General features: G+C 71.6%; 11 protein-coding genes. 6 read left to right on the forward strand and 5 right to left on the reverse strand.

What is annotated here, in order from left to right; all coding sequences use genetic code 11:
• The first annotated feature begins 36 nt into the window (after positions 1 to 36).
• On the forward strand, positions 37 to 336 hold the full coding sequence (locus AB0M46_RS14480; RefSeq protein WP_363335969.1) for a hypothetical protein: 300 nt from the start codon (positions 37 to 39) through the stop codon (positions 334 to 336).
• Between the two features lie 34 nt (positions 337 to 370).
• Complete coding sequence (locus tag AB0M46_RS14485; RefSeq protein ID WP_363335971.1) at positions 371 to 613, forward strand: NAD(P)H-dependent oxidoreductase; 243 nt, start codon at positions 371 to 373, stop codon at positions 611 to 613.
• A 10-nt stretch (positions 614 to 623) separates the two neighbouring features.
• Here the strand turns inward: AB0M46_RS14485 and AB0M46_RS14490 are convergent, their stop codons facing one another.
• Entirely contained in the window at positions 624 to 2,231 is a 1,608-nt protein-coding gene (locus AB0M46_RS14490) for an MFS transporter (protein WP_363335973.1), read from the reverse strand.
• A gap of 101 nt (positions 2,232 to 2,332) precedes the next feature.
• Between AB0M46_RS14490 and AB0M46_RS14495 the strand changes: the two genes are divergently transcribed.
• Complete coding sequence (locus AB0M46_RS14495; RefSeq protein WP_363335975.1) at positions 2,333 to 2,884, forward strand: helix-turn-helix domain-containing protein; 552 nt, start codon at positions 2,333 to 2,335, stop codon at positions 2,882 to 2,884.
• A gap of 358 nt (positions 2,885 to 3,242) precedes the next feature.
• Positions 3,243 to 4,043, forward strand: a complete 801-nt coding sequence (locus AB0M46_RS14500; RefSeq protein WP_363335977.1) for an SDR family NAD(P)-dependent oxidoreductase — start codon at positions 3,243 to 3,245, stop codon at positions 4,041 to 4,043.
• A 43-nt stretch (positions 4,044 to 4,086) separates the two neighbouring features.
• Here AB0M46_RS14500 and AB0M46_RS14505 read toward each other — a convergent pair whose 3' ends face one another.
• Entirely contained in the window at positions 4,087 to 4,512 is a 426-nt protein-coding gene (locus tag AB0M46_RS14505) for a nucleoside deaminase (RefSeq protein ID WP_363335979.1), read from the reverse strand.
• On the reverse strand, positions 4,509 to 5,429 hold the full coding sequence (locus AB0M46_RS14510; protein WP_363335981.1) for a PhzF family phenazine biosynthesis protein: 921 nt from the start codon (positions 5,427 to 5,429) through the stop codon (positions 4,509 to 4,511). The genes AB0M46_RS14505 and AB0M46_RS14510 overlap by 4 nt, the downstream gene beginning before the upstream one ends.
• 93 nt (positions 5,430 to 5,522) lie before the next feature.
• Here AB0M46_RS14510 and AB0M46_RS14515 point away from each other — a divergent pair, with 93 nt between their 5' ends.
• Both AB0M46_RS14515 and AB0M46_RS14520 read left to right on the forward strand, forming a co-directional pair.
• Positions 5,523 to 5,972, forward strand: a complete 450-nt coding sequence (locus AB0M46_RS14515; RefSeq protein ID WP_363335983.1) for an Lrp/AsnC family transcriptional regulator — start codon at positions 5,523 to 5,525, stop codon at positions 5,970 to 5,972.
• A gap of 207 nt (positions 5,973 to 6,179) precedes the next feature.
• Positions 6,180 to 7,214, forward strand: a complete 1,035-nt coding sequence (locus tag AB0M46_RS14520; RefSeq protein WP_363335985.1) for a hypothetical protein — start codon at positions 6,180 to 6,182, stop codon at positions 7,212 to 7,214.
• 58 nt (positions 7,215 to 7,272) lie between these two features.
• On the opposite strand, the gene AB0M46_RS14525 is transcribed toward AB0M46_RS14520, so the two are convergent.
• On the reverse strand, positions 7,273 to 8,106 hold the full coding sequence (locus tag AB0M46_RS14525) for a polysaccharide deacetylase family protein (RefSeq protein WP_363335987.1): 834 nt from the start codon (positions 8,104 to 8,106) through the stop codon (positions 7,273 to 7,275).
• The gene (locus AB0M46_RS14530) at positions 8,103 to 9,302 is read right to left on the reverse strand and encodes an LCP family protein (protein WP_363335989.1); all 1,200 of its coding nucleotides are present in this window, start codon (positions 9,300 to 9,302) and stop codon (positions 8,103 to 8,105) included. Before AB0M46_RS14530 ends, AB0M46_RS14525 begins: the two co-directional genes overlap by 4 nt.
• Between the last annotated feature and the right edge of the window lie 640 nt (positions 9,303 to 9,942).

The raw sequence follows: 9,942 nt of genomic DNA on the forward strand, positions 1-9,942 counted from the left end.
AAAGTAGCCTGCCCAGCACAGCGAAAGGAGCCCAGAATGCGGGTGCTGATCCGCTACACGGTCAAACCTGAGCACATCCGCCACAGCGCCGAATTGCTGCGCGCGGTCTACGCGGACCTGGAACGCACCGAGCCGAAGGGGCTGCGCTACGAGACGTTCCAGGTGGAGGGCACCGGCCAGTTCCTGGCCGTCATCGAGTCCGACGGTGGCCCAGGCGACGCTGCGCACCACCGGCTCGCCTCGTTCCAGCGCTACCGCGCCGCGCTCGACGACATCTGCGTCGAACCCCCGACCGTCGCCCACCTGGAGACCGTCGGCGCCTACCGACCCCGCTGACCCACCCCATCATGACCGCAAGGAGATACGAACCGTGATCCGCATCGCCGTCGTCGGCAGCACCCGTCCCGGCCGCCGCGGCGAGTCGGTGGCCCGCTGGGTCACCGACACCGCCGCAGGACACCCCGCCGTCACCGACGGCCGAGCCATGGTCGAGGTCGTCGACCTGGCGACCTTTGACCTGCCGCTGCTCGACGAGCCGGTCCCCGCCGCGTTCGTCAGCTACGCCCATGCCGCCTGGTCGATGCTGCATACGAACGGCGCAGTCTGGCGGTAAGTTCGAACGGTCAGGCTCGCTCATGCGACGGACGTTGCTGATGTGTGTGCGCCGCCTGCGCCCCGGCGCTTTCCCGGCGCCGGGCCGGGATCAGCAGCGCCAGGAGTGCGCTGAGGAGCGCGATGCCGGCTCCGACCCACATGACGGTATGCATGCCGGACATGAACGCGTGTTCGGTTGCTCGTGTGATCGCGGCCGTGGCGAGATCGTCCGTCTGCGCGGAGTGGTTCAGGTGCGCGTCGAGAGGAGCGATCCCCTGTTCGGCCAGGCCCTTGTGGGCGAGGACCTGATCCGCGACGGCATCGGGGACGCCCGCGCGGTGGAGTTGCGCCGGCAGTGTCCGTGCGACGATCGTTGCGATCACCGTCCCGAACACGGTCGTGCCGAGCACGCCACCGAGTTGGTTCGCGGTGGTCTGCAGGCCTCCCGCGACCCCGCTGTGCTCCACGGGAGCCGTCCCGACGATGGCCTCGGTCCCGGCGACCACGATGATCCCCATGCCCGCCCCCAGCAGGATCAGCCACGGCCACTGCTGGCTGTAGGGGGAGTTTGCGGACAGGCCGGCCAGCCCGAGGAAGCTGGCCGCGAGCAGTGCCATGCCGAGGGCCAGCGGCCAGCGCGAACCCAGCCGCTCGGTCAAGCGCCCGCCCAGCGGCGAGCTGACCATGAACACCGCCATCAGCGGCAGTAGGCGAAGACCCGTCTCCAGCGGCGAGTAGCCGTTCACGTTCTGCATGTACAGGCCGATGGAGAACAGCACGCCGTACAGCGCGATGTTCCCGGTCACGATCAGCACGACACCCACCGACAGGGCCCGGGAACGAAACAGCGACAGCGGAAGGATCGGCGCGGGGAAGCGGTGCTGCCGGATCACAAACCCTGCGAAGAGGACCGCCGCCGCGACCGCGCCCGTCGCCAGGTACCACCACGCACGGCCGGCGCTGGTGAGCGTCCATACCGACACGAACAACGCCCCGGCCAGCGCACCTGCGCCGACGATGTCGAAGCGATCAGCGCGGCCCGGGGCGCGGCTCTCGTCGACCCACCGGACCGCCAACGCGGCGGCGGCCAGTCCGATCGGGGCGTTCAGCACGAAGATCGCGGGCCAGGACAGGTACTCCACCAGCGTTCCACCGACAATCGGGCCGGCGGCAGCGGCGAACGCCGATGCGGCACCCCACGTCCCGATGGCACGGTTCAACTCGGCCGGCGGGAACGTCGATCGCAGGATCGCGAGGGTGTTCGGCACCAGGCAGGCCCCGGCGAGTCCTTGCAGCACGCGGAAGGCGATCAGGGCCGGGGTCGACGGTGACAGGCCGCACCCGAGCGACGCGAGCGCGAAACCGGCGACGCCGAGCACGAAGACGCGGCGCCGGCCGAACCTGTCGCCGAGCTTGCCGCCGACGATCAACGTCACCGCCAGCGCGAGAAGGTAGCCGTTGGTCACCCACTGCAGACCGGTCATCGACGCGCCGAGGTCGCGGGCGATCGTCGGGTTGGCGATGTGCACGACGGTGCCGTCCAGGCTGACCATCACCACGCCCAACGCCACCGCGACGAGTGTCATCCGTTGCTTGCGCCTCGACGGGCCGGTGTCCGCTGCGTCGATCCCACTCACGAGTCCTCCAAGTGAAACAAGCTGTATCAGTTGAGACAGGTTGTATCATTTACCGGGTGGGCGACGCTAGTGACCTCAACGTGACGGAACCCGAACGGCGGTTGGACGCCCGGCGCAACCGGGACGCGGTGATCGCCGCGGCGATCCGGATACTCGCGACCGACCCGGAGGCGAGCATGCGGCAGATCGCCGAGGGGTCCGGCGTGGCGCGCATCACCGTCTATCGGCATTTCCCGACGCGCGAACACCTCATCCAGGTGCTCATCGACCTCGTCGTCGAGGAGGAGCGAGCGGTTGTCACGACCGCGATCGCGCCAGGCGCCACCGCTGCGGCGGTCTTCGATCGCCTCGGCCCCGGGATCATCCGGGTCGGCGAGCGCTACCGGTTCCTCGACAAGCGTCCCGACCGGGTTGCCGAGGCGCCGCTGCGCCGCCCCGACGCCGATGAGCCGCTGCTGAGGTGGCTGACCGAAGCCGCCGAGCGGGGCGAGCTACGCACCGATCTGCCCCCCGAATGGATGTACGCGATGATCCATGGGCTCGGTCGCGCCGCCAACGAGGAAGTCCTGGTCGGACGCAGAGCCGCCGACGAAGCCGGTCGGTTGCTCGCCCGCACCCTGACGCACGCTCTCGTCGCCGGCCGTGACGGCTGAGCGACCGGCGCCGAACGGGCCGCGCCGGTGCTGGGCCGGCAGCCGTGGACGGCGCCCTCTGGTCGGTGCGACTGGCCGTTGTTCGGCCGGCAGCCGTGGACGGCGCCCTCTGGTCGGTGCAACCGGCCGTACGGCACGGTCTTGGTGCTTCGATCAACGGGAGCGTCCGGGCTGACATGGCGGGCAGATGGTGCACAGCACGGCCCGTGGATCAAATCCTACTTTTCCAATAGGATGCATCGGTGATATTGGCTGGGCGAACGACCTCCGCGATCGACACGACCAACACCGGGGGCCCGGCGGCGCTCGCCGGTGCGCGCGTTGCCGCCGGGCACGTCGCGGAGAAGGTCATCGTCGCATGAGGACGGTCGTCGTCGCCGGGGGCACCGACGGCATCGGCCGGGTGCTCGTGGAGGAGCGCCTGCGCCGCGGCGACCACGTCGTGGTGATCGGGCGCAACCCGGCGAAGGGCCGCGAGCTGTTCGGCGGACGGGCCCAGTTCCTCACCGCGGACCTGAGCCTGGTCGGCGAGACGCTGAAGGCCGTCGACGCGGTCGCCGCCGCTCACCAGGCGGTCGACGCTCTCGTGTTCTGCGCGCGGCACTACCGCAGCGAACGCACCGAGACGGCCGAAGGGATCGAAGAGAACTTCGCCCTGTTCTACCTGAGCCGCTACCTGCTCGGGCACGGCCTCGCCCCGGTCATGGCGCGAGCGCCCCGGCCGGTCGTGGTGAACGTCGCCGGCCCGGGAGCGGGGCTGCACCTCGTGCGCTGGCACGACCTCGAACTGCGCCGCAACTACCACGGCGGCGCGGCGCTGGGCCAGGGCGGCAAGCTCAACGACCTGCTCGGCGTCGCGTTCGCCCAGCGGTACCCGGGCATCCGGTACGTCCTGGTCCACCCCGGCGTCACCGCCACCGGGTTCTCCGGCACGTATGACCGGGCGACGCAGGCGCACATCGAGGCGATGCGGGCCACCGCCAAGCCACCGTCCGCCGCGCTGCCTCCGATCCTCGCCGCGATCGACGACCCGCCCCGCGAGGCGCTCAGCGCGATCGTGGAGGGCCGGCGGATCGCCGTGGACGGCCCGGACTTCGACGCCGGCGCGGCGGCCCGGCTGTGGGCGATCACCAAGGACCGGCTGGACGGGAGGGCGTGACGGCGGCCGTCGCGCGCCGGCCGCCGGCCACCCGGATCGCCCGTCAGGTGTAGTAGCCCTCGACGGCCGCTCGGGCGGCCGCGAACATCGCCGGCCCCTGCTGGGGGACGGGCGGGAATCCACCGGAGGGCTTGAGCGCGTCCAGTTGCGCGCCGGAGAGGGCGTAGACGACGCGGCCGATGCCGGAGCGGTCGATCGCACCGGAGCACATCGCGCAGGGCTGGCAGCTGGTGTACAGCGTCGTGCCGGCGGCGACCCCGGCCGGCAGGTTGCGGGCCGCCCAGCGGGCGAGCTTGAGCTCCGGGTGGGCGGTGATGTCGTCGTCGGACAGCACGGTGTTGTGGTCCTCGGCGAGCACCTCGCCGCCGGGGCCGACCAGCAGCGACCCGAACGGTGCGTCGCCGCCCGCGCGGGAGCCGGCGGCCAGCGCGATCGCGCGATGCAGGAAACGTTCGTCCTCGGGCGTCATGCGCGGGCTCCCGGCAGGGTCATGGTGCCGCTGGCGACGATCAGGCCGGACCCGCTGATCTGTACCCGGGATCCTGACACGGTTACCGTGATCCTGCTCGGCCGCCCCATCGCGTGTCCCTGCTCGATGACGACGGTGGCCTGGCCCGCGGGTGCGGGCGTCACGATGCGGTCGGCGACGAGCAGCGCCGCGAGAGGGCCGGCCGCGGTCCCGGTGGCCGGGTCCTCCCAGATACCCATCGCCGGGTTGAAGAACCGGGCGTAGGCGGTGGCCCCGCCGTCGACGGTGTCGTCCGTGTAGAGGTAGCAGCCCTCGCCGCCGACCTGGCGCAGCGCCGCGATGAGCCGGGCGGCGTCGGGCGCGGCCCGGTCGACGGCGGCCCGGTCGCGGATCGGCACCAGCAGGTGTCCGGCGCCGGTGGACACCACCCGGGCCGGCCGGTCGGGCACCAGGTCAGCCTCGCCCAAGCCGAGCGCGCCGGCGAGGCCGGCCCGGTCCGTGACGACGGCGCCGAACACGGGCGGCGACTGCTCCATCGTGACGACCGCGCCGCCCTCGGTACGCCGGAGGTGGACGGGCAGGACGTCCTCACCGATGTGCTGGCTGACGGTGGCCTCGTCGCCGTCGAGGCCGAGCCGGCCCGAGATGGTGAGCCACAGCCAGGCCCCCAGCGCGTTGTGCCCGGCGCCGAAGACCTCCTCGCCGGTCGGGGTGAACGAGCGCAGCCGCCGGGTCGTGCCGGGCCGCGAGGGCCGCAGGACGAACGTGGTCTCGGACTGGTTGAACTCGCGCGCGATGGCCCGCATCTGGTGCTCGGTGATGCCGTCCGCGTCGGGCACCAGGGTCAGCGGCGCGCCCGTCAGCGGCGCCGACGCGAAGACGTCGACGTAGGCGAATTCGATGTGGGAATCGGTCACGCCTACGACGCTACGGTCGCCGGCGACCGTGCAGTAGCCCGATCGTGCGGTATCGCGGGGTGATCGCCGCAGGATTTGCGGTAATCTTCGGCGATGGCCGCACCGCACAGCCCGCTCGACGAGGTGGACCGGCAACTGCTCGCCGAGGTGCAGCGCGACGCCCGCGCATCGCTGACCGTGCTTGCCGGCGCCATCCATCTCGGCGTGTCCGCCACGCGGGCCCGGCTGCGCAGCCTCGAGCAGCGCGGCGTCATCACCGGCTACTCCGCCGGTGTCGATCCGGCCGCGTGCGGGCTGCCGTTACGTGCGGTCGTGCGGATGAAGGTCCACGGCGCGCTGTACGACAAGGTCGCCGCGGTCCTGGAGCGCGAACCACAGATCGTGCGGTGCGTGCGGGTGACGGGGGAGGCGTGTTACGTCGCGGAGGTCCTCGCGGCCGACATGCCGGACCTGGCCCGCATCACCTCCGAGCTCGCCCGCATCGGTTCCATCACCACCGACCTTGTCTACGAGGTCGTCGTCGACCGCGCCGTCCCCTCCTGACCGGCGGACCGACGAAGTCTCGGCGGATCGCGCCGATCTGTTGGCATCGACGGGCAGCACAGATATGGCGCGGGTCCCGAAACCCCGGGCCGTTGGTCCCGACATCGGCCGAAACCCTCGACCAGCGGCCACGGTGGCCGTAAGAAAGGTGGCAGAAATCAATGGCGGCGACCACCGGGGACCGCCACAGACAACGGAGTGACAGCGATGAAGAGGATTCTCGGGCGCTGCGGTGCCCTCGCCGCCGCCGTCGGCGTGCTGCTCGCCGTGCCGGCCCCGGCTTCGGCGCACGAGAAGTGGTTCGTGCCGGACCCGGGCGCCTACCCCACCGACTGGTCGTTCGCCTTGCGCCCGCTGACGCTGGCGTTCCTGCTCGCCGTCGTGGCGGTCACCCTGCTGTGGCGGTACGTCGCGGTGCGGTACCTGCCGGTCCCCGAGCTGCGTGTGCTGGGATTCCTGGGGCGGCTGGTGCCGTACGTGCCCAGGCTGCTCACCATCCACCTGGGCGTGTCCCTGCTGGGCGCCGCCGTCTCCGGGCACTTCCTGACCCACGACCTTGACGTCGAGGACCTGACCGGCGGTTCCACGCTGCTGCTGCTGGAGGGCGCGCTCGGCATCTGGTTCATCACCGGCATCCGGCTGCGTCCGGCCGCCGTGCTGCTCGCGCTGGCCGGTCCGCTGGCCCTGCTGGTGACCGGCCCGGTCGGCCTGCTGTCGGCCATGGACCTGCTCGGGGTCGCGGTCTTCCTGGCGTTCGTGCCGCCCTCGGACGCCACCTTCGGCCGGGTCGAACCGGACGCCGTGACGCTGCGGCGGGGGCTGCTCGCCCTGCGACTGGGCGCCGGCGGCGCGCTGATCACGCTGGCGTTCGCCGAGAAGCTCGCCAACCCGGCGCTCGCCCGCGAGACGCTGCGGCTCTTCCCGCACCTGGACGTGTTCGCCCTCGTCGGCATCCACCTGCCGGCCGACACCTTCGTCGCCGTCGCCGGCGCCACCGAGCTGCTCTTCGGCCTGCTCGTCATCTCCGGCGCGCTGCCGCAGGTCGCCGTCCTGGTCGCCGGCATCCCGTTCAACGCCACACTGCTGCTGTTCGGCGGCACCGAGATGCTCGGGCACCTGCCCGTCTACGGCGTCTTCCTCACCCTGCTGGCCTACGGCTCCAACCGCAACACCGCCGAGCTCGTCCGCTGGCTGCCGGGGCTGCGGCGGCGGACCGCCCGCCGACCGGCGCTGGCCGGCTGAGCCCTCGGGACGCCCCGGCCACACCGCCCAGCCCTGCAACCGCCGGCCGTCGGCGGGCTCAGGGCTGGACGAATGTGTACCCGGCATCGCGGAGCCTGGGCAGGACGACGCCCAGCGCGGTGAGGGTCTGCTCGCGATTGCCGCCGCCGTCGTGCTCGAGGATGATCGAGCCGGGGCGGGTCTTGGTCAGGATCGTGGTCACGATGTGCTGGACGCCGGGGCGGCTCCAGTCCCGGGGGTCGACGGTCCAGTCCAGCGCGCGCAGCCCCTGGGCGCTGCACTGCCCCAGCACCGTCGAGGACCAGGCGCCGCCCGGGGAGCGGAACAGCGTCGGCCGGTAGCCGTTCCCCGACGCCTTGGCGATCGCGTCGGTCGCCTTCGCCATCTCGGCGCGCACGGCGCTCGCCGGCAGCTTGGCGATGTTCAACGGATGGCTGAACGTGTGGTTGGCGATGTGGTGGCCGCCGTCGAGGACGCGTTTGACGAGGTCGGGATGGGTGACGGCGCTGTGGCCGATCATGCAGAACGTGGCGCGGATCCCCTGCTGGGCGAGCAGGGCCAGCATCTTCGGCGTGTACGTCGGGTCGGGCCCGTCGTCCACGGTGAGGGCGATGTCGGTGCCGTGGCACGGCAGGACGTACTGCGGGCCGCCTTGCTTCTGCACGACCCCCAGCGGTGGTGGGCACACCCCGGCGGTCGGCGGGTTCGCCGGCGGCACCACCAGCGGCGTGGCCGAATCCGACACGTTCGGCGAGGCTTCGTCGCCCGAGCGCGAGTCGCCGGGCAGTTCGCCGTCGGCGTGCCAGGTCGCCTGGTCATCGCCGCACCCGGCCAGCAGCCCGACGCCGCCCAGGGCGAGCAGGACCGAGCGCCGGGATACCCTCGCGGTCACGCGGGGCTCCGGTGCGACGGGGCGGCCCCGGCCGGGCTCGGCGGCGTGCCGGTGCTGTCGTTGACCAGCTCCGGGTGGGCGGCGACGAACTCGGCGACCCGGTCCTGGCCGATGGCCGCGAGGAGCTGCCTGGTGGTGGCGTCGAGGATCTCGTACGACTGGCCGTCGACGACCTCGGTGTTGTACCGGCCGTTGTTGGCCTTCAGCGTCACCATGTGCTCCGGCGTGATGCCGTGCAGCGTGAGGATCCAGTCGGCGAGCGGGATGTCGTTGTTGTAGAACGACACCGCCTTGCCGATCGAGTTGAGCATGTGATCGACCTTCTGCGGGTTGGTGAGAACGCCGGCGCTGGTGGCCTTGCCCAGCATGGCCCGGATGAACTGTTGCTGGTGGCGCTGCCGGCCGTAGTCGCCGTCGTTGTTCGCGAGTTTGTCACGCTGCCGCACGTAGTCGAGGGCCTGCCAGGCGGCCATGTCGGAGCAGCCGGGTTCGTACACCTGCGGGCGCATGTTCGGCTTCAACGTGGTCGGGATGCCGTCGGCATTGAAGTTGTACGGCTCACCCTCCTGCCCCGTGCGGGTGTTCCAGCCGGTGTGGATGGACGTGGTGCGCTCGTCGACGCACATGTGCACGCCGCCGAGGGCCTCGACGAGGTCCTTGAACCCGTCGAAGTTGACGATCGCGGCGCCGTTGAACTTCAGCCCGCCGACGAGGTTGCTCACCGTCTCGGCGAGCAGGGTCAGGCCCTCGTCGCGGCCGCCGCCGTGCTGGAAGCCGAACTCGAAGGCGGCATTGATCTTGTCGGTGCCGCCGCGGTACTGGCTGCGGGCGTCCGGCGGGATGGAGACCCGCGTGTCACGGGGGATGCTGGTCAGGTACACCACGTCGTGGCTCGCCGGCACATGGGCGATGATGATCGAGTCGGACCGGGCGCCCATCGCCGCGTTGCCGGTCCGCTCGTCGATGCCCACGAGGAGCAGGTTGAGCGGTCCGTCGATGTCGTGGCCGGCCGCTGCCGAGCCGAGGCCGCCGGAGTGGGTGACCTGGTCGCCGAAGTGCGCCAGGAGCAGCTCGCCGCCGACCAGGGAGCCGGTGCTGGCCAGCAGCAGCAGCGCGCCGACGGTGAGGCACAGCCGCGCCCACAACGGGCTCCTGGCCTTGCGTGCCGGGATCCGCCGTCTCCCGGTGGCGCCCATCCTGCCCCTTTCGCCCGCGGGCCGTCGGTGCTTCCGGCCGGTTGCTCCCGCCGGAATGCCGTCCCAGCATCGTCGGTCCGGCAGGGCTGGACGTCCGCCCGAAACCGCACAGTTGCTGCGGGTTTCCCGCATCCGGCTCGCGCGCCTTCGCGAGTGGCGTGGTGCCCGGCAAGCGCGACGACAGGTTCCGCCGGGCCGGGTGGCATGAAGCTGCACTCAAGGTGCTGATTCTTTCGGGACCTTGATTTCCGCCTTAAGGTTCCCGTGCCGACCTTCCCTGAGCAGCCCGAACGGCGCGACGCTGGGTGTCGCTCGCGCACGTGATCGGCCTTGGTGGAGGATGTTCAGTGGCAAGTTCGAAGCACGGAAGGTCCCGCCGGTTGACGGCAGTCACGGTGTTGACGGGCGCGCTGCTCGTTGGCGGGGCACTGACCGCGCCGCTGGCCTCGGCGTCGGTCAGGGGCGGCGACGGGTCCGGCGCCGGCCTCGTCCAGCGGTGGTTCTCCTGGTACGGCGACCGATCAGGCCACGCATCCCAGCCGGCGCCCCGGCCGGCGGGTGGTGGACACGTTCAAGGCGTCCTTCGGCGTCGACGACCACATTTCGTACGTCGCGGTGCAGGCCGAGACCGCGGTGCGGC

The organism is Dactylosporangium sp. NPDC051485 (assembly GCF_040682015.1).
GTDB lineage: Bacteria > Actinomycetota > Actinomycetes > Mycobacteriales > Micromonosporaceae > Dactylosporangium.

What these genes read in the sequence shown, in the direction of transcription:
- AB0M46_RS14480 (WP_363335969.1), top strand. Translation starts at nt 37, where the DNA reads ATGCGGGTGCTGATCCGCTACACGGTCAAACCTGAGCACATCCGCCAC.
- AB0M46_RS14500 (WP_363335977.1), top strand. Translation starts at nt 3,243, where the DNA reads ATGAGGACGGTCGTCGTCGCCGGGGGCACCGACGGCATCGGCCGGGTG.
- AB0M46_RS14505 (WP_363335979.1), bottom strand. Translation starts at nt 4,512, where the DNA reads ATGACGCCCGAGGACGAACGTTTCCTGCATCGCGCGATCGCGCTGGCC.
- AB0M46_RS14515 (WP_363335983.1), top strand. Translation starts at nt 5,523, where the DNA reads ATGGCCGCACCGCACAGCCCGCTCGACGAGGTGGACCGGCAACTGCTC.
- AB0M46_RS14520 (WP_363335985.1), top strand. Translation starts at nt 6,180, where the DNA reads ATGAAGAGGATTCTCGGGCGCTGCGGTGCCCTCGCCGCCGCCGTCGGC.
- AB0M46_RS14530 (WP_363335989.1), bottom strand. Translation starts at nt 9,302, where the DNA reads ATGGGCGCCACCGGGAGACGGCGGATCCCGGCACGCAAGGCCAGGAGC.